The organism is Sphingomonas sp. P4_G2 (assembly GCF_056401155.1).
The window spans coordinates 470,344-487,182 of the sequence record NZ_JBFUJY010000001.1; the positions used below are offsets into that span (position 1 = coordinate 470,344).

General features: G+C 65.9%; 20 protein-coding genes. 10 read left to right on the forward strand and 10 right to left on the reverse strand.

The window, feature by feature from the left end:
• Window positions 1-26 precede the first annotated feature (26 nt).
• Entirely contained in the window at window positions 27-332 is a 306-nt protein-coding gene (locus AC1DRD_RS02070) for a YraN family protein (RefSeq protein WP_478040602.1), read from the reverse strand.
• Between the two features lie 147 nt (window positions 333-479).
• Window positions 480-1,313 carry a 16S rRNA (cytidine(1402)-2'-O)-methyltransferase gene (gene rsmI, locus AC1DRD_RS02075; protein ID WP_478039964.1) on the reverse strand — a complete coding sequence of 278 codons (834 nt, stop codon included), beginning with the start codon at window positions 1,311-1,313 and terminating at the stop codon, window positions 480-482.
• 12 nt (window positions 1,314-1,325) lie between these two features.
• On the opposite strand from rsmI, the gene AC1DRD_RS02080 reads away from it, so the two are divergent.
• The 3 genes from AC1DRD_RS02080 (at window position 1,326) to AC1DRD_RS02090 (ending at window position 3,516) form a co-directional block, all read left to right on the forward strand.
• A complete protein-coding gene (locus AC1DRD_RS02080; RefSeq protein ID WP_478039966.1) occupies window positions 1,326-2,516 on the forward strand; it encodes a penicillin-binding protein activator in 1,191 nt (396 codons plus the stop codon).
• A 176-nt stretch (window positions 2,517-2,692) separates the two neighbouring features.
• Window positions 2,693-3,043 (forward strand): ArsR/SmtB family transcription factor, encoded by a 351-nt coding sequence (locus AC1DRD_RS02085; RefSeq protein ID WP_478027712.1) that lies wholly within the window; start codon window positions 2,693-2,695, stop codon window positions 3,041-3,043.
• Window positions 3,044-3,045: 2 nt separating this feature from the next.
• Window positions 3,046-3,516 carry an SRPBCC family protein gene (locus AC1DRD_RS02090; protein ID WP_478039968.1) on the forward strand — a complete coding sequence of 157 codons (471 nt, stop codon included), beginning with the start codon at window positions 3,046-3,048 and terminating at the stop codon, window positions 3,514-3,516.
• A gap of 22 nt (window positions 3,517-3,538) precedes the next feature.
• On the opposite strand, the gene hemW is transcribed toward AC1DRD_RS02090, so the two are convergent.
• Complete coding sequence (hemW, locus tag AC1DRD_RS02095; RefSeq protein WP_478039970.1) at window positions 3,539-4,699, reverse strand: radical SAM family heme chaperone HemW; 1,161 nt, start codon at window positions 4,697-4,699, stop codon at window positions 3,539-3,541.
• A gap of 27 nt (window positions 4,700-4,726) precedes the next feature.
• On the opposite strand from hemW, the gene AC1DRD_RS02100 reads away from it, so the two are divergent.
• On the forward strand, window positions 4,727-5,287 hold the full coding sequence (locus AC1DRD_RS02100; RefSeq protein ID WP_478039972.1) for a CAP domain-containing protein: 561 nt from the start codon (window positions 4,727-4,729) through the stop codon (window positions 5,285-5,287).
• 49 nt (window positions 5,288-5,336) lie between these two features.
• Window positions 5,337-5,861, forward strand: a complete 525-nt coding sequence (locus tag AC1DRD_RS02105) for a CAP domain-containing protein (RefSeq protein WP_478027716.1) — start codon at window positions 5,337-5,339, stop codon at window positions 5,859-5,861.
• Window positions 5,862-5,868: 7 nt separating this feature from the next.
• Here the strand turns inward: AC1DRD_RS02105 and rdgB are convergent, their stop codons facing one another.
• The gene (rdgB, locus tag AC1DRD_RS02110; RefSeq protein WP_478039974.1) at window positions 5,869-6,513 is read right to left on the reverse strand and encodes an RdgB/HAM1 family non-canonical purine NTP pyrophosphatase; all 645 of its coding nucleotides are present in this window, start codon (window positions 6,511-6,513) and stop codon (window positions 5,869-5,871) included.
• Window positions 6,510-7,229, reverse strand: coding sequence for a ribonuclease PH (gene rph, locus AC1DRD_RS02115; RefSeq protein ID WP_478027718.1), 720 nt, complete (start codon window positions 7,227-7,229; stop codon window positions 6,510-6,512). The genes rdgB and rph overlap by 4 nt, the downstream gene beginning before the upstream one ends.
• Before the next feature lie 128 nt (window positions 7,230-7,357).
• Between rph and hrcA the strand changes: the two genes are divergently transcribed.
• The 3 genes from hrcA to AC1DRD_RS02130 all read left to right on the forward strand — a co-directional run bounded on the left by hrcA (window position 7,358) and on the right by AC1DRD_RS02130 (window position 10,432).
• Window positions 7,358-8,401: a heat-inducible transcriptional repressor HrcA gene (gene hrcA / locus AC1DRD_RS02120; RefSeq protein WP_478039975.1), complete on the forward strand. Its 1,044-nt coding sequence runs from the start codon at window positions 7,358-7,360 to the stop codon at window positions 8,399-8,401.
• A gap of 37 nt (window positions 8,402-8,438) precedes the next feature.
• Complete coding sequence (locus AC1DRD_RS02125; protein ID WP_478039977.1) at window positions 8,439-8,999, forward strand: nucleotide exchange factor GrpE; 561 nt, start codon at window positions 8,439-8,441, stop codon at window positions 8,997-8,999.
• A 209-nt stretch (window positions 9,000-9,208) separates the two neighbouring features.
• On the forward strand, window positions 9,209-10,432 hold the full coding sequence (locus AC1DRD_RS02130) for a threonine synthase (protein WP_478027721.1): 1,224 nt from the start codon (window positions 9,209-9,211) through the stop codon (window positions 10,430-10,432).
• Here AC1DRD_RS02130 and AC1DRD_RS02135 read toward each other — a convergent pair.
• The 5 genes from AC1DRD_RS02135 to AC1DRD_RS02155 form a co-directional block, all read right to left on the reverse strand.
• Window positions 10,429-10,872 (reverse strand): hypothetical protein, encoded by a 444-nt coding sequence (locus tag AC1DRD_RS02135; RefSeq protein ID WP_478027722.1) that lies wholly within the window; start codon window positions 10,870-10,872, stop codon window positions 10,429-10,431. The genes AC1DRD_RS02130 and AC1DRD_RS02135 overlap by 4 nt on opposite strands.
• 35 nt (window positions 10,873-10,907) lie before the next feature.
• Window positions 10,908-11,684 (reverse strand): energy transducer TonB, encoded by a 777-nt coding sequence (locus AC1DRD_RS02140; RefSeq protein ID WP_478039979.1) that lies wholly within the window; start codon window positions 11,682-11,684, stop codon window positions 10,908-10,910.
• A 74-nt stretch (window positions 11,685-11,758) separates the two neighbouring features.
• On the reverse strand, window positions 11,759-12,259 hold the full coding sequence (locus tag AC1DRD_RS02145) for a PH domain-containing protein (RefSeq protein ID WP_478039981.1): 501 nt from the start codon (window positions 12,257-12,259) through the stop codon (window positions 11,759-11,761).
• Between the two features lie 234 nt (window positions 12,260-12,493).
• Window positions 12,494-12,976, reverse strand: coding sequence for a vgr related protein (locus AC1DRD_RS02150; protein WP_478039983.1), 483 nt, complete (start codon window positions 12,974-12,976; stop codon window positions 12,494-12,496).
• A 10-nt stretch (window positions 12,977-12,986) separates the two neighbouring features.
• Window positions 12,987-13,418: a copper chaperone PCu(A)C gene (locus AC1DRD_RS02155; protein WP_478039985.1), complete on the reverse strand. Its 432-nt coding sequence runs from the start codon at window positions 13,416-13,418 to the stop codon at window positions 12,987-12,989.
• A 163-nt stretch (window positions 13,419-13,581) separates the two neighbouring features.
• Here AC1DRD_RS02155 and dnaK point away from each other — a divergent pair, with 163 nt between their 5' ends.
• Window positions 13,582-15,507, forward strand: coding sequence for a molecular chaperone DnaK (gene dnaK / locus AC1DRD_RS02160; protein WP_478039987.1), 1,926 nt, complete (start codon window positions 13,582-13,584; stop codon window positions 15,505-15,507).
• Window positions 15,508-15,635: 128 nt separating this feature from the next.
• Window positions 15,636-16,760 carry a molecular chaperone DnaJ gene (gene dnaJ, locus AC1DRD_RS02165; protein ID WP_478039989.1) on the forward strand — a complete coding sequence of 375 codons (1,125 nt, stop codon included), beginning with the start codon at window positions 15,636-15,638 and terminating at the stop codon, window positions 16,758-16,760.
• The last annotated feature ends 79 nt before the right edge of the window (window positions 16,761-16,839 follow it).

A 16,839-nucleotide genomic window follows, 5' to 3' on the forward strand; every position in this document is an offset into this window, starting at 1 on the left:
ATGCTTTAGCGTATTAGTCGGCTATGTCACCCGATCCACGCATTCTCGATATGGCGAGGCCTGGTGCCGGGCGCCAGCAGGATAACGTCGACACGGATATCGTCGCCCGGCCCGGCATAACGCGGCATCAATACTTCGGCTGCCGCCGCTACCCGAGCGAGCCGCCGTTCGTCGATCGCGAAATCGAGTTCGGCCGCGGTCGCGCGCATCTTCACTTCGACGAACGCGATCAAATTGCCCTTGCGCGCGACGAGGTCGACTTCGCCCGCCGGCGTGCGGACGCGCTTGTCGAGGATGCGCCAGCCCTTGAGCCGAAGCCACCAGGCAGCGATCCGTTCCCCGCGCCGGCCCGAGGCTTCGGCGGCGCGCCTGTCTCTATTCCCCTCCCGCTTGCGGGAGGGGTTAGGGGAGGGTCTGTCAGTCCGTGGTTTATCGATCACACGCCCTCCCCCGACCCCTCCCGTAAACGGGAGGGGAGATCACTTCTTCATCTCCATCGCCCGCGCGTAGAGTTCGCGGCGATCGAGGTTCAGCCGCTTGGCCACCTCTCCCGCCGCCTTACTCGCGGGCAGCCGCGTCAATGCTTCGGCCAGCGCGGTATCGGCATCCTCCACGCTCGCCGGTGCCGCCTCGCCCGGTGGCGCGACCACCACGACGATCTCCCCCTTGGGTGCTGCTTCGGCATAACGCGCGGCGAGCATCGACAATGTTCCCGTCACCGCTTCCTCGAACTTCTTGGTGATTTCGCGCGTCACCGCCGCTTCGCGGTCGCCGAGCTTCTCCGCCAGCAGCGCCAAAGTCGCCGCCAGCCGCGGGCCTGATTCGTACAGCACCAAAGTCGCGCGAATCGCCGCCACTTCGGCGATCGCCTCCGCCTTGGCACCTGCTTTGGCCGGCAGGAAGCCGATGAACAGGAACCGATCGGTCGGCAGCCCGGCCAGGGTCAGCGCTGCGATCGCCGCGCACGGCCCGGGGATCGTCACCACTGCGTGCCCAGCCGCCCGCGCGTCGCGGACCAGTTTATAGCCGGGGTCGGAAATCAGCGGCGTCCCCGCGTCGCTGACCAACGCTACCGCCTCACGCCCCATCCGCTCGATCAGTCCGGGGCGAACGCGGTCGGCATTATGGTCGTGATAGGCGATCATCGGCCGTTTTATGCCGATGTGGCGGAACAGTCCCGCCGTCACGCGCGTATCCTCGACCGCGACCAAGGCGGCATTCGACAGTACGTGCGCCGCGCGCGGCGACAGGTCACCGAGATTGCCGATCGGGGTGGCGACGATATAGAGACCGGGCATAAGAACATCAGACATCAGGGGACCGTCATGGCAGAGGCAGCAACCGCACCGCAACGACTGACGCAATTAAAGCGGGCGGTTTTCCTGTTCGGACTGCTGGTGCTCAGCGCCTGTTCGACCGTCGTGCCGCGCTCCGGACCGCCGGTAGAGCGCGGTCCTGCGGTCGTCGCCCCGCCGGTCGCCCCGCCGGTGATGCCCGGCTTGCCGACCGATAACGAGCATCACATGGTCGCCTTGCTGGTCCCGCTGACCGGCAACAATGCCGGCGTCGGCAAGAGCATCGCCAACGCGACCCAGCTCGCCTTGCTCGATACCAACAACAGCTCGCTGCGCATCACCACTTACGATACCGCGACCGGCGCCGCCGCGGCGGCGCAGCGCGCGATCGACGAAGGCGCGCGGGTGATTCTCGGGCCCTTGCTCGCCGAAGACGTTCGCGCGGTCGGTCCGATCGCCAAGCGCGCCGGGGTTCCGGTGATCAGTTTCTCCAACGATTCGAGCCTGGCCGGATCGGGCGCCTATCTAATGGGCTATTCGCCGGGCCAGTCGATCGAGCGTGTCGTCGATTATGCCCGCGACCAGGGAATCACCACTTATGGCGGCCTGGTGGCCAACGGCGTCTACGGCCAGCGCGCGTCGACCGCGTTTCTGCGCGCGGTCGAATCCGCCAAGGGCCAGGTGATCTCGCTGCAGAATTACGATCACACCAACCCGTCGATCACCGGCGCGACATTGCGCCTCGGCAAGGCCGGTTCGGTCGGCGCGGTCCTGGTCGTCGATGACGGGGCGACGGCAGCGGGGATCGTTCCGCTGCTGCGCCGTAATGGCGAAGCCGGCGCGCGCGTGCTCGGCACCGAGCGCTGGAATACCGAGGCATCGATCGCCGCCAAGCCTGCGCTCAACGGCGCGTGGTTCGCCAGCGTGCCCGACACTCTCTACCGCCAATATGCAGTCAAATATCGCGCGCGGTTCGGCGCCGCGCCCTATCGCCTGTCGAGCATGGGCTATGACGCGGTGCTGCTGACCATCCGCATCGCGCGCGATTGGCGGATCGGCGCTCCGTTCCCCGAAGATCGCTTGCGCGACAAGGACGGCTTTTCGGGCATTGACGGCGCGTTCCGGTTCAGCCGCGACGGCATCGCCGAACGTGCGTTGGAGGTGCAGGAAATTCGTGGTGGCACGACGGTGACGATCTCGCCCGCGCCGGCGGGGTTCTAACAGCTAGAAAATCCTCCCCGTTTACGGGGAGGGGGACCGACGCGCAGCGGCGGTGGAGGGGTGGGCCACATATGTCATCGCTCGCGGCCCACCACTCCCTCCACCGCGCTATCGCGCGGTCCCCCTCCCACAAGTGGGGGAGGATTTTTAGTTTGCCAAACGGCTAAGTTTTGCCCATGGTTATCCATATGGATAACCATCAACTCGCGCTCGACTCCGCTTTTCATGCGCTCGCCGATCCGACCAGAAGGGCGGTCGTCGGCCGGCTCGTCAGGGGGCCGGCGGCGGTGACGGAGTTGGCTTCGCCCTTCGCCATGGCGCTGCCGTCGTTCATGAAGCACCTGCGCGTGCTGGAAAAAGACGGGCTGATCCGCTCCGAGAAGATCGGCCGCGTCCGCACCTGCCGGATCAATGCCGAGCGGCTCGCCGCCGCTGAATCCTGGCTGTCCGAGCAACGCGAGATCTGGCGATCCAGAGCCGATCGTCTCGCCGACTTTGTCGAAACCCAACTGCCCGAGGAGCAATGACCATGCCCATCGACTCGTCCGAACTCACGATCGATCGCTTCATCGCGGCACCGCCCGCCCGGGTGTGGAAAGCGTGGAGCACGCCCGATCATCTGGCGAAATGGTGGATACCGGCGCCGATCGAATGCCAGGTGGTCAAGCTAGACTTGCGCCCCGGCGGCGGGTTCGAGACGCTAATGCGCGAAGGCGACGGGGATTTCCAGCCGCATGTCGAAGCCTGTTTCCTGGAGGTCGTTCCCAAATCACGCCTGGTCTTCACCACCGTGCTCAGGGAAGGCTGGCATCCGCTCGAGCCGTGGCTCGCGCTGACCGCGATCATCACCTTCGAAGCGGAAGGCGACGGCACCCGCTACGCCTCCCGCGTGCTGCACAAGACTACGGCCGATGCGCGCAAGCATGAGGAGATGGGATTCGAGGAAGGCTGGGGAACGGCGATCGGTCAACTCGCGGCTTTCGTCGCGGGCCACGCCTGAGCAGCCCGAGTCGTCGCCTGCGTTAGGCCGTCAGATTCTCCGGCGACCGTACGATCTCGCCCAGGATGGCATTGAGTACCGGCATACCCGCGTCGGTGGCGGCGAGGCGCGATGCATCGCGTGCCAGCAGGCCCTGCGCGACCAGTCGTTCGATCGCGGCCAGGTCGGCAAGCGCGTCGATTGGCCGCTCGCCCAGCGTCGCGATCCGATCCAGGTCGATCCCTTCGGCCAGCCGCAGGCCCATCAGCGTCGCTTCGACCGCACGTTCTCGCGGTGTGAGTGGTTCTTCCTGCTCGATGCCGTGGCCATTGCGCGCGACCGCCTCGATCCAATTCTCCGGTTTGCGCCGCCGCTGCGTCGCGACGCCGGTGCGCCGGCCATGCGCGCCCGGTCCGATCCCGGCATAATCCTGGTAGCGCCAATAGGTCAGGTTGTGGCGGCTTTCCGCGCCTGCCCGCGCATGGTTGGAAATCTCGTACGCGGGCATTCCAGCGCTCGCGGTTAAGGCGCGGGTCAGTTCGAACAGATCGGCGGCGCGGTCATCGTCGGGCAGCACCAGCCGCCCGGCCAGCGCCTCGGTCTGGAACCGTGTGCCCGGCTCGATCGTCAGCTGATAGAGCGACAGATGCTCGGTGCCGAACGACAGCGCGCGCGCGAGTTCGGCGTGCCAGTCGGCCAATCCCTGGTCGGGCCGCGCATAGATCAGGTCGAAGCTGACCCGGTCGAACACGCGCTGTGCGGTGTCGAGCGCGGCCAGCCCTTCTGTCACGTCATGGGCGCGGCCCAGAAAGGCCAAGGTCTTATTGTCGAGCGCCTGCAGCCCCAGGCTCACCCGGTTGACGCCAGCCGCGGCAAGATCGGCGAACCGTGCCGCCTCGACTGACGATGGGTTGGCCTCCAGTGTGATTTCGATCCCCGGCTCGAATCCCCAGGCGCGTTCGGCGGCATCGAGCACTGCCGCCACCGTCGCCGGGGGCATCAGCGACGGCGTGCCGCCGCCAAAGAAGATCGATCCCAGTCGCCGCCCGGGCAACACCGACGCCTCGTGCGCCAGGTCGGCGAGCAACGCGTCGCGCCACCTCTCCTGGTCGACGCTCTCGCGGACATGGCTGTTGAAGTCGCAATAGGGACATTTCGACACGCAGAACGGCCAATGGACGTATAAGGCGAAGGGCTCGAACATCAGACCCGTGCATATGGAGACGCGCGCATGATCAGGAAAGCAGGGATCGCGCTACTGGCGATGGCGCTGACCGCGTGCGGGGCGCCAAGCGGCCCGGAGCGAGTGGTCGAGCCGCGCAACGATACCGCGCCCGCGCAGCGCGGCGGCGCCTTGCTTCGCCAGGTCATGCTTGCCAGGCACAATGATGCGCGCCGTGCAGTCGGCGCCCCGCCGCTCGTCTGGGACGATAGCCTTGCCGCGCATGCTATGGATTATGCCCGGGAGCTCGCCCGCACCCGCCGCTTTCAGCACGCGCCGCAGCCGATGGGGCCGGGGCGCGAGGGCGAGAACCTCTTCACCGGCACGCGCGACGCTTATTCCTTTGCCGAGATGATCCAGTACTGGATCGACGAGCGGAAGTGGTTCGTGAACGCCCCCGCGCCCGATTTCTGCACCACCGGCAACGGCGAGGCGGTGGCGCATTACACCCAGATCATCTGGCGCACGACGACGCGGGTCGGCTGCGCGGTCGCGAGCAACGATCGCGACGATTACCTCGTCTGCCGCTACGCGCCGCCGGGCAACGTGATAGGGTTGAGGGCGCTTTAAGCCTTCGTGCCGAGCCTTAATTAACGCGCCGCGCGCATTACGTGCGGCAATGATCCGCTTTCGTTTCCTCGCCGCGATCGCGCTGCTGCCGCTGACCGCGAACGCGCCGATGCCGCGTCCGGGTGGCGTCGCCTTCATCCGCGCGATGCTCGACAGCCAGAATGAGGCGCGGCGCGCCGCGGGTGTGCCCGAGATCAGCTGGGACGACAATCTCGCCATCGATGCGAAGCAATGGGCCGACCATCTCGCCGGCACCAGCAGCTTCTATCATTCTGACAATGATCGCGGCAGCGATCCCGATGGAGAGGGCGAGAACCTCTTCATGGGCACCCAGGACGCGTACAGCTACCAGCAGATGGTCGGCATGTGGGTCGATGAGAAGAAGTTCTATCGCGACGGCGTGATGCCCAATCTCTCGACCACCGGGAATTGGGACGATGTCGGGCATTACACCCAGATCATCTGGAGCTCGACCCGCCGCGTCGGCTGCGCGCTGGCGAACAATGGCGAGGACGATTATCTCGTCTGTCGCTATTCCGAGCCGGGCAATTTCTACGGCGAGAGCCCGCGCTGACCCCGGCTTAGAGAACCGCGTCGACTAACTGCCTGAACGCCGCGGCGCGGTGCGTCAGCGGGGTTTTTTCGTCGTGCGTCATCTCGCCGAACGTACGGTCATGGCCGTTAGGCACGAACATCGGATCGTAGCCGAAGCCATGCTCGCCGCGCGGCGGCCAGACCAGCAGGCCGTCGACCCGCCCTTCGAACCATTCGACATGGCCGTCGGGCCAGGCCAGCGCCAGCGCGCAGACGAAATGGGCGTCGCGAACCGCATCGGGTCCGGCCGCGGCGAGCCTGTCCTCGACCAGCTTCATCGCCACGCCAAAATCCTTGCCCGACCCCGCCCAGCGTGCCGAGAAGATGCCCGGATCGCTGTTCAGCGCCTCGACGCACAGCCCGCTATCGTCGGCCAGCGCCGGCAAGCCCGACAGATCGGCCGCCTGCAGCGCCTTCAATTCGGCATTGGCGACGAAGGTCGTGCCGGTTTCCTCGGGTTCGGGCAGGTCGAGCGATTTCGCCGAGACGGGCTGGATTCCGTAGGGCCCGAGCAGCGCCTCGATCTCGCGCACCTTGCCTTCATTGTGGCTGGCGATGACCAATTTGCCCGGCGCCAGCTTGCGGATCGCCTGGGGCGCGTCGCCGCCAATTCCCTCGTCCGGTCCGCTCATGCCGATCCAACCGCTTTTGCCTGTGCCGCGAAAATCTCGTTACAGCCGATCCGCGCGAGCCGAAGCAGCCTCAACAACGCTTCCTCGTCATAAGTTGCATGTTCGGCGGTCGCTTGCGCCTCGGCGATATGGCCGTTTTCGAGCAGGACGAAATTGGCGTCGGCATCGGCGTTCGAATCCTCGTCATAATCGAGGTCGAGCACCGGCGTGCCCTGAAAGATGCCGCAGCTGACCGCCGCGACTTTCTGGGTCAGCGGATCGCTGGTCAGCTTGCCGTCGCGCATCAGTCCGTTGATCGCCAGCCTGAGCGCGACCCAGGCGCCCGAGATCGACGCGGTGCGCGTGCCGCCATCGGCCTGGATGACGTCGCAATCGAGCGTGATCTGGTGCTCGCCAAGCAGCGACAGGTCGGTCACCGCGCGCAAGCTGCGCCCGATCAGCCGCTGGATTTCCTGCGTCCGTCCCGATTGCTTGCCGCGCGCCGCCTCGCGCGCGCCGCGAGTGTGCGTCGCGCGCGGCAGCATGCCATATTCGGCAGTGACCCAGCCCGACCCCTTGCCGCGCAGCCAGGGTGGCAGGCGGTCCTCGACCGAGGCGGTGACCAGCACCTTGGTGTCGCCGAACCCGACCAGTACCGATCCCTCGGCATGTTTGGTGAAATGGGGTTCGATGGTGATCGCACGCATTTGATCGGGGGCGCGGCCGCTGGGGCGCATGAAAGTCTCCTGAAACTGGTGGCGATGGCCCTAGGGCCTCAAACCACGGGCGGCAATCACCTCGATGCGGAGCGTTTGCGGCGAGGGGTGGGATTGAGCCGCGGGCCCACCCCGCCTAGATCAACGGGATGACCGCTCCCGCCGTCACCGAATTGTCCGATCGCGCGCGCGACATTTTTCGCGCGGTGGTGGAAGGCTATCTCGATACCGGCCAGCCGGTGGGGTCGCGCACGCTTGCCGATGCCGGGGCGTTCAGCCTGTCGCCCGCGTCGATCCGTAACGTCATGGCGGAGCTCGAAGCGCTCGGGCTGCTCAGCCATCCGCATACCAGCGCCGGGCGGATGCCGACCGATACCGGGCTACGCCTGTTCGTCGACGGGATGATGCGTGTTGCCGAACCGAGTCTGGAAGAACGCGCGGCGATCGAGGGCAGGGCGGTGCGCTCGGGCCCGGTCGAAGAGGCGCTGGCCGCGACCACGGCGGCGCTCAGCGGCCTGTCGGCCTGCGCCGGCCTGGTGCTGGTACCGCGGAGCGAATTGGTGCTGCGTCAGATCAGCTTCGTGCCGCTGTCGCCGGATCGTGCGCTCGCGGTGATCGTCGGCGATGACGGCCAGGTCGAGAACCGCGTCGTCGATCTCGCGCCCGGCACCAGCCAGGCGGCCTTGGTCGAGGCCGGCAATTACATGTCGGCGACCCTGGCCGGGTTGACCTTGGCCGAGGCGCGCATCCGGCTCGACCGCCAGCTCGCTGCTGACCGCGCCGCGCTCGACAAGGCGGCGGCGACCTTGGTCGAACAGGGCATCGCGGTGTGGAGCGAGGATTCGGATCGCCGCCCGGTGCTGATCGTGCGCGGGCAGGGGCGGCTGATCGACGCCGCCGCGGCTGAGGACCTTGAGCGCATCCGCGACCTGCTCGACGATCTCGAGGGCAAGCAGGAAATCGCCGGGCTGCTCGACAGCGCGCGCACTGCCGAATCGACCCGCATCTTCATCGGCGCGGAGAACAAATTGTTCGCGCTGTCGGGCTCGTCGGTGATCGCCCGACCGTTCCGCGGGATCGACGGACGCGTGGTCGGCGTGGTGGGTGTTATCGGGCCGACCCGGTTGAACTATGCGCGAGTCGTGCCCATGGTGGATTTCACCGCCGCAACCCTCTCCCGTTTGATCGGTTGAGAGGCAGCAATTTTCCAGGGCCAAGACGAAGAGAATGATGACCGAAGACGAAAAAATCGACACCGCGACCGCCAACAGCGCCGAGGACCTTCGCGCCGAAACCGCGGAGGCCGCACCCGAACTGGCCGAGCATGACCGTGTCGCCCAATTGGAAGCCGAACTCGCCGAGGCCAAGGCCGCGGTGATGTACGCGCATGCCGAGGCGCAGAACGTCCGCCGCCGTGCCGAAAAGGAAGCCGCCGACACGCGCGCTTATGCCGTGACTAGCTTCGCGCGCGAGATCTTGTCGGTCGCCGACAATCTGGCCCGCGGCCTGTCGGCGATCCCAGTGGACCTGCGCGACGACGACCGGCTGAAAGGCCTGATCGCCGGGCTCGAAGCGACCCAGCGCGAGCTCGACGCGGTATTCCAGCGCAACGGCGTCACCAAGATCGCCGCGATGGGCCTGCCGCTCGATCCCAACCAGCACCAGGCGATGCTCGAAATCCCGTCGGACCAGTCGCCCGGCACGATCGTCCAGGAAATGCAGGCGGGATACATGCTCCGCGACCGATTGCTGCGTCCGTCGCTGGTGGGCGTCGCGAAGAAGCCGGATTAAAAATCCTCCCCGGTACGGGGAGGGGGACCGCTCGCGTAGCGAGTGGTGAAGGGGGCCCTCCACGCCTACGTCGCTTGGGGCCCGCCCCCTCCACCAAGCCGCTTCGCGTCTTGGTCCCCCTTCCCGTGCCGGGGAGGAATTTACAGGAATTTCCGCCGCTCCCGCTTCAACCCCTCCCGCAAGAGGGATCGGGTTGATATGGCATGAGAATGAACCCAAACCTCACCGCCGAGCGTCCGACCTTCGTTACGCATCTCGAATGCTCGCTGACCGGCGAGCACTATGAGGCGGACCAGTTGCACGGCCTGTCGCGCGCCGGGCGACCGCTCCTGGTGCGCTACGATCTCGGCGCGGTGCGCGGGTTCGTGCCGCGGGCGATGATCGAGGCGCGCCCGACTGATCTGTGGCGCTGGCGCGAATTGCTGCCCGTTCGCCACACCGAAAACATCGTCAGCCTGGGCGAGATCGAGACACCTTTGGTGTCAATCGCCAAATCGGGCGGCCCTAACGTGCTGGTCAAGGACGAAGGCCGGTTGCCGACCGGATCGTTCAAGGCGCGCGGGCTGGTGATGGCGGTGGCGATGGCCAAGGAATTGGGCGTCACCAGGATCGCGATGCCGACCAACGGCAATGCCGGCGCCGCGCTGGCGGCCTATGCCAGTCGCGTCGGCATCGAGACGATCGTGCTGTGCCCCGACGACACGCCTGAGATCAACGTGCGCGAGATCGCGGCGCAGGGTGCGCGCGTCTATCGCGTCAACGGGCTGATCGACGAATGCGGCGCGATCGTCGGCAAGGGCGCTGCCGAGGGCCTCTGGTTCGATTTCTCGACGCTCAAGGAGCCGTATCGGATCGAGGGCAAGAAGACGATGGGCCTCGAACTCGCCGCCCAATTGGGCTGGCGCCTGCCCAAGGCGATCTTCTATCCGACCGGCGGCGGCACCGGCCTGATCGGTATGTGGAAAGCGTTCGACGAACTCGAACAACTCGGCTGGATCGGCCCGGAGCGGCCCAAGATGTTCGCGGTCCAGGCCTCGGGCTGCGCTCCGATCGTGCGCGCGTTCGAAGCGGGCGAAGTGCATGCCGAACGCTGGGAGGATGCGCACACCATCGCCGCCGGTATCCGCGTCCCCAAGGCGATCGGCGATTTCCTGATCCTGCGCGCCGTGCGCCAGAGCGGTGGCAAGGCCGTCGCGGTCGGCGACCCCGCGATCCTGCGCGCGGCGGACGATTGCGCGAAGAAGGACGGCCTGCTGCTTTGCCCCGAAGGCGGCGCGACGCTTGCTGCATATCGTCAGGCGCTGGCCGACGGCCTAGTCGATGAAGAGGACGAGGTGGTGCTGTTCAATTGCGCGACCGGCCTCAAATATCCGATGCCCGATGCGGCGGAGGCGCTCGACAAGAACGGGGCGATTGATCTCGCGGCGCTCTAGCTACCCGACCGAAGCTTTTGGTCTGATAGTTCTTTGCGGTTCTTCTTGAGTCGGCTGAGCAGGCTTCGCCCGTCGTCAGGAGTCAGCCAGAAGCGTCCGTCGCACGATGGCGGCCCATCCGCCCCAGGCAGGTCGAATGCATAGATCTCGGCAGTGCCCTCTCCCGTGACCGTCATAGTGGCATGGGCAAGGTGCGACCTCAGGTCGATATAAGCCTGCAATCTGGCCAGCAGTTCACGGACCCGCGTCGGCTTGGCGAATATCGTGTCGTCCGAGGCGAGTTCGGCGACCAGTTTCAGTTTCTGACCGAGCAGATGTGGCATCTTGCGCGGCGCACTGGCGCTTGTCTCCGCGTTGCGGATTACTTCCACTGCCCAGCGTTCGATCTGGGCACAGACATCGATATATTCGCCGCGAAAGGCATGCGCGTCGTGAATCATGGCACGGCCTTTAAGCAGCGCTGGTTGAAATCGCGCTAATCCCTGTCCCGGCTGCGGTCCCGATCCTCAGGATCGTCCTTGAGCGGGTTCACCCAGGTGTGGTTCTCGACGATGATCGAGCGGATCGGCGTCCCGTTCTCGTCGAGCGAGGGCCGGTAGCGGAAGCGTTGCTCGATCAGCCGGCAGGTGGTGGTGTCGAGCAGCGCATAGCCGCTCGATCGCGTTACTCGGCAGTCGCTGACGCTGCCGTCGACATTGACGAAATAGCGCACCGATACCCGGCCTTCGACGCCGGATTCCCAGGCCGATTCGGGGATATCCGACGATTTGAGGCGGCCGCTCTTGTAGCGCGGCGCGATCTCGCGACCGTCGCCATCGCCGCCCCCGTCGCCGTCGCCCGCGCCGCCGCTCCCGGTGCCGTTGCCGATCCCGCCCGCGCCGGTGCCTGGCCCCGCGATCGGTGCTGCGCCCTGGGTCGATTGGTTGCCCTGGAACGGCTTGGTCGCCGCTGGTAGCGGCGGGGGAGGGACGGGGGGCGTCGGCACCGGCGGCGCGGTGACTTCGGTCGCCTTCGACTTGATATTGGGCGGCGCGGCCTTGCCTTCGGTCTTGTGGCTTGGCTTGGGCTGGGTCTCGACCTTGATCTCGGGCGGAGGCGGTGGCGGCACGAACGCAAGCAAGTCGTTTTCGACCGCCCCGATCGTCGGCAGGTTCACGACCAGCCCCGCGACTAACAGATACAGGATCGCCGCCTGCACCAGAGCGGCGCCGATCAGGCCCTTGAGGCGTTCGGGAGTTATCGCTGTCGTCATTATCGAGCGGGCCTATGCACGCGACCAACTGAACGCGCGCTGTCCGCTCCCGGTTGCCTGAATGCGTGCGCCTGTCAGGGCATGGTTGCTTCTTGCACCATGTCGAACTCGCGCACGCCCCGCGCGCGCCGGGCGGCATTGACGAGGTCGCGCAATTTCTCGCGCCGCGGCTGCGCCTGTTCGACATAGCGGATCACGAACGGGCGGCCGGCGGTGGTCTCGTCGCTCGACAGCAAGGTAACGGTACCGATCCCCGCCCATTGGTTGATCAGCGAAAAGTCGATCCGGATATCCTTGATTCGATAGAGCTCGATCTCGTCGATCGATTTTCGGAGGATGCCGCGGTGCAGGATCAGCCGGTCTTCGGTCACTTCGTACGTGGTGGCGAGATTCTGGACCCATTTCGCCGCTGCGATCAGCGCCGCTAGGGCGACGAAGCCGAGCGGAAATGGCGTGCCCGTCACCAGGGTACCCACCACGCCGATCGGCACGAGCAACAGCGTTCCCCAACCAGCCAGCGTGCCGCGCAGCCAGCCCCAGGTCGAAGAACGGAAACGATCAAGCGTCTGTGACATTGGCATCTCCCTGGGCGGAGTAGTTTAGCGCAGCCGAAGGGATAGGCCAGACCCACCGACGTCATGCCGGCCTTGTGCCGGCATCCACCGGGCGTCGAGCCCAGTCTATGGAGTCTCTTGCTTCGGACGTGCCTCCCGGTGGCGTTCGAGCGAGATCGTGTCCCCCGGACACGATCTTGGCTTGCCGGGGGCAAGCCAAAGCTCGAACGGGCACCAGGCCGGGGTGACGGAGTATCAGTGGTGCGCATCCTCATGCACCGCCCGAAACGGCAAGATCGTCTTCAACTGCTGCAACGGCGGCGCGCCCGGGATCAGTGCGTTATGGCCCAACAGAAACGCGTGCCGCACGATCTCGGCTTGTTGCTCGATTCCGTATTTGCGCAGCTCCCAGCCGGGCTTCACGGCGTAGTCGTACCTTGCCCACGGCACGCGGCGGAGTGGCAGGAAGATGCCCGATTGGTGCTGCCAGATATGCACCATTTCGTGCACGAACAGCCCTTGTTCGCCCAATTCGGCATGGCTGAAATCGTCGCGATAGGCCGTGCCGTGCGGATGGAAATGGATCCGGCCGCGCGGGCTCATCACCACGCTCCTGGGCTGGAAGAACGCCCATTTGCCAAGCACCACGCGTACCGGCGTGAAGTCGATCGCGTCGCCAAACACCGACCGTGCCAGATCGATCTCGCCGGTGGTCAGCGGGCGGAGTTCCTGCCTCACGCCAAGTTACTCATTCCGGCGCTGGGTCGCCCGCGCCAACCACCTTTGCGGGTGCGGTCAGGCTATGGCCGTCGGCGAAAGTGAAGGTCAGCGGCACGGTTCCGCCGGCGGTCGCCTTGAGACCATAGAGCATGACGTGCTTGCCGCCGGGTGCGAACGTGACCTCGCCGGCGGCGCGCAGCGCGACGAGCTTGAGCGGGGCCATCGACATCATGCCCCCGGCGTTCATGCTCTCGTGCATCTCGCTGCGGACCGCGGCGGTCGTCGAGACGCCGGTCAGCGTTGCGTCCTTGGGACCGCCTTTCAGCGTGAAATAGGCCGCGGACGGGTTCGATGGCACCGCGGCGAGCCGGATCCAGGCCTTGCCGACGGACACCTCCTTGGGCTGTTGGCAGGCCGACAAAGCGACGATCGCGGGAACCAGCAGCAGCGCGGACTTCATTCCTTCTCCTTCCCACTTTGGGAACACTTGAAATCCCTAGGCACGACGCAATCTTGCGGCAAGCGAATCCCCCCCTATATCGCCGGGGTATTTGGTGCTTGCGTCGCCTCTCGTGAGGGGCGCGGGCTGGGTTTTATTTTGATTGAGGGGCCACAGAGGACCAATGGCAAAAGTAATCGGTATCGACCTGGGTACGACCAACAGCTGCGTTGCCGTAATGGAAGGCGGCAAGCCCAAGGTGATCGAAAATGCGGAAGGCGCGCGTACCACGCCCTCCATCGTCGCCTTCGCCAAGGATGGCGAGCGCCTGATCGGCCAGCCGGCCAAGCGCCAGGCGGTGACCAATCCCGACAATACGGTATTCGCGGTGAAGCGCCTGATCGGCCGCCGCTTCGACGACCCGGTGACCAAGAAGGACACCGAACTGGTCCCGTATCATATCGTCAAGGGCGCCAATGGCGACGCTTGGGTCCAGGCCGGCGGCCAGGATTACAGCCCCTCGCAGATTTCGGCCTTCATCCTGCAGAAGATGAAGGAAACCGCCGAATCGTATCTCGGTGAGACGGTGACCCAGGCGGTCATCACCGTGCCGGCCTATTTCAACGACGCGCAGCGCCAGGCGACCAAGGACGCCGGCCAGATTGCGGGTCTCGAAGTGCTGCGTATCATCAACGAGCCGACCGCGGCCGCCCTGGCCTATGGCCTGGAGAAGCAGGACGGCAAGACGATCGCGGTCTATGACCTTGGCGGCGGCACGTTCGACATTTCGGTCCTCGAGATCGGCGACGGCGTGTTCGAAGTGAAGGCGACCAATGGCGACACTTTCCTGGGCGGTGAGGATTTCGACAACAAGCTGGTCGAATTCCTGGCCAACCAGTTCAAGAAGAAGGAAGGTCTCGACCTCCGCACCGACAAGCTCGCGCTGCAGCGGCTGAAGGAAGCCGCCGAGAAGGCGAAGATCGAGCTGTCGTCGGCCGCGACGACCGAGGTCAACCTGCCCTTCATCACCGCGCGCATGGAAGGCGGTTCGTCGACCCCGCTGCATCTGGTGGAGACGATCACTCGCGCCGATCTCGAAAAGCTGGTCGAGGATTTGATCAAGCGCACGCTCGATCCGTGCAAGAAGGCGCTGGCCGATGCCGGCGTCAAGGCGTCGGACATCAGCGAAGTCGTGCTGGTCGGCGGCATGACCCGCATGCCGCGCGTCCGTGAGGTCGTGAAGGACTTTTTCGGCAAGGAGCCGCACACCGGCGTCAACCCGGACGAGGTTGTCGCGATGGGCGCCGCGATCCAGGCCGGCGTGCTGCAAGGCGACGTCAAGGACGTGCTGCTGCTCGACGTGACTCCGCTGTCGCTTGGCATCGAGACTTTGGGTGGCGTGTTCACCCGGATGATCGACCGCAACACCACGATCCCGACCAAGAAGGCGCAGACCTATTCGACTGCCGACGACAATCAGCAGGCGGTGACGATCCGCGTGTTCCAGGGCGAGCGCGAAATGGCGGCGGACAACAAGCTGCTGGGTCAGTTCGACCTGGTCGGCATTCCGCCGGCGCCGCGCGGCGTGCCGCAGATCGAGGTCACGTTCGACATCGACGCCAACGGCCTGGTCAATGTCAGTGCCAAGGACAAGGGCACCGGCAAGGAGCAGCAGATCCGCATCCAGGCCTCGGGCGGCCTGTCGGACGCCGACATCGAACAGATGGTCAAGGACGCCGAGCGCTTCGCCGACGAGGACAAGAAGCGGCGTGAAGGCGCCGAGGCGAAGAACAATGCCGAGAGCCTGATCCACACCACCGAGCGTCAGCTGGCCGATAATGGCGACAAGGTCGACGAGGCCCTGAAGTCCGAGATCGAGGCGGCGATCGCCGAGGCCAAGACCGCGGTCGAGGGCGGCGATCCCGAGGCAATGAAGGAAAAGGCCAGCGCGCTTGCCCAGGTCGCGATGAAGCTCGGCCAGGCGATCTACGAGAAGCAGGCGGCGTCCGAAGCCTCGCCCGCTGCCGATGGTGCTGCCGCGGGCAGCGAAGCCGGCGGCGAGGATGTGGTCGACGCCGAATTCTCCGAAGTGGACGACCACAAGGCGTAAGTGATGGACTTTACCCGTCATTCCCGCGAAAGCGGGAACCCATCTCCCTCGCTTCGACCGAGGCAGGATCAGGAGATGGGCTCCCGCCTTGGTGGGGGTGGCGGGGAAAGTCGGCGGGGGCCGGGTAAATGACCACCGAAGTTGATTTTTACGAGCTGCTCGAAGTCGAGCGCGACGCCGACGACGCGACGATCAAGTCGGCGTACCGCAAGCTCGCGATGAAATACCACCCCGACAAGAACGGGGGCTGCAAAGACCACGAAGCGAAGTTCAAGGCGGTCAGTCAGGCGTATGAATGCCTGAAGGACCCGCAGAAGCGTGCCGCGTACGATCGCTTCGGCCATGCCGCGTTCCAGCAGGGCGGCGGACCCGGCGGGTTCGGCGGGGGTAACGATTTCTCGGGCTTTTCCGACATTTTCGAAAGTGTGTTCGGCGAGTTCATGGGCGGTGGCCGTGGCGGCCAGCGCCGGCCGCAGCGCGGCGCCGATCTGCGCTACGATATGGAAATCAGCCTGGAGGAAGCCTTTCACGGCAAGTCCGAGCCGATCACCATCGACGTCGCCGCTTTGTGCGAGGCGTGCGACGGTTCGGGCGCCAAGCCCGGTACCTCGGCCAAGACCTGCGGCACGTGCGCCGGCCATGGCAAGGTGCGCGCGCAACAGGGCTTCTTCGTTGTAGAACGCACCTGTCCGTCCTGCCACGGCGCCGGCCAGGTGATCGCCGATCCGTGCTCGTCATGCCGCGGCGAAGGCCGCGTCGAAAAGACGAAGACGCTGACCGTCAACATTCCCGCCGGGGTCGACGAAGGCACGCGCGTGCGCCTGACCGGCGAAGGCGAGGCCGGACCGCGCGGCGCGCCCGCGGGCGACCTCTACATCTTCCTCCATGTGAAACGGCACGCGATCTTCGAGCGCGAGGGGACGACCCTGTTCGCGCACGCGCCGATCAGCTTCACCACCGCGGCGCTCGGCGGATCGATCACCATTCCCGGGCTCGATGGCGAGCAGCACGACGTCAAGGTCGCCGCCGGGACGCAATCGGGCCGCGAAGTCCGCCAGCGCGGCGCCGGCATGCCGGTGCTCCAGGGCAAGGGCCGTGGCGACCTGGTGGTCCGCATCTCGGTCGAGACGCCGACCAGGCTGACCGCCAAGCAGCGCGAACTGCTCGAGGAATTCCGCTGCACCGAGACCGGAGATGAATGTCCCCAGACGCAGGGTTTCTTCCAGAAGGTGAAGAAGGCGGTCGGGGGGTAACCTCTCTCCCTCTCCCCTTGTGGGAGAGGGAAGGGGCCCGCTCGCGTTAGCGAGTGGGAAGGGTGAGGGGGGCGACCGC

What these genes read in the sequence shown, in the direction of transcription:
- rsmI (WP_478039964.1), bottom strand. Translation starts at nt 1,313, where the DNA reads ATGTCTGATGTTCTTATGCCCGGTCTCTATATCGTCGCCACCCCGATC.
- AC1DRD_RS02080 (WP_478039966.1), top strand. Translation starts at nt 1,326, where the DNA reads ATGGCAGAGGCAGCAACCGCACCGCAACGACTGACGCAATTAAAGCGG.
- AC1DRD_RS02085 (WP_478027712.1), top strand. Translation starts at nt 2,693, where the DNA reads ATGGTTATCCATATGGATAACCATCAACTCGCGCTCGACTCCGCTTTT.
- AC1DRD_RS02090 (WP_478039968.1), top strand. Translation starts at nt 3,046, where the DNA reads ATGCCCATCGACTCGTCCGAACTCACGATCGATCGCTTCATCGCGGCA.
- hemW (WP_478039970.1), bottom strand. Translation starts at nt 4,699, where the DNA reads ATGTTCGAGCCCTTCGCCTTATACGTCCATTGGCCGTTCTGCGTGTCG.
- AC1DRD_RS02100 (WP_478039972.1), top strand. Translation starts at nt 4,727, where the DNA reads ATGATCAGGAAAGCAGGGATCGCGCTACTGGCGATGGCGCTGACCGCG.
- AC1DRD_RS02105 (WP_478027716.1), top strand. Translation starts at nt 5,337, where the DNA reads ATGATCCGCTTTCGTTTCCTCGCCGCGATCGCGCTGCTGCCGCTGACC.
- rdgB (WP_478039974.1), bottom strand. Translation starts at nt 6,513, where the DNA reads ATGAGCGGACCGGACGAGGGAATTGGCGGCGACGCGCCCCAGGCGATC.
- rph (WP_478027718.1), bottom strand. Translation starts at nt 7,229, where the DNA reads ATGCGCCCCAGCGGCCGCGCCCCCGATCAAATGCGTGCGATCACCATC.
- hrcA (WP_478039975.1), top strand. Translation starts at nt 7,358, where the DNA reads ATGACCGCTCCCGCCGTCACCGAATTGTCCGATCGCGCGCGCGACATT.
- AC1DRD_RS02125 (WP_478039977.1), top strand. Translation starts at nt 8,439, where the DNA reads ATGACCGAAGACGAAAAAATCGACACCGCGACCGCCAACAGCGCCGAG.
- AC1DRD_RS02130 (WP_478027721.1), top strand. Translation starts at nt 9,209, where the DNA reads ATGAACCCAAACCTCACCGCCGAGCGTCCGACCTTCGTTACGCATCTC.
- AC1DRD_RS02135 (WP_478027722.1), bottom strand. Translation starts at nt 10,872, where the DNA reads ATGATTCACGACGCGCATGCCTTTCGCGGCGAATATATCGATGTCTGT.
- AC1DRD_RS02140 (WP_478039979.1), bottom strand. Translation starts at nt 11,684, where the DNA reads ATGACGACAGCGATAACTCCCGAACGCCTCAAGGGCCTGATCGGCGCC.
- AC1DRD_RS02145 (WP_478039981.1), bottom strand. Translation starts at nt 12,259, where the DNA reads ATGTCACAGACGCTTGATCGTTTCCGTTCTTCGACCTGGGGCTGGCTG.
- AC1DRD_RS02155 (WP_478039985.1), bottom strand. Translation starts at nt 13,418, where the DNA reads ATGAAGTCCGCGCTGCTGCTGGTTCCCGCGATCGTCGCTTTGTCGGCC.
- dnaK (WP_478039987.1), top strand. Translation starts at nt 13,582, where the DNA reads ATGGCAAAAGTAATCGGTATCGACCTGGGTACGACCAACAGCTGCGTT.
- dnaJ (WP_478039989.1), top strand. Translation starts at nt 15,636, where the DNA reads ATGACCACCGAAGTTGATTTTTACGAGCTGCTCGAAGTCGAGCGCGAC.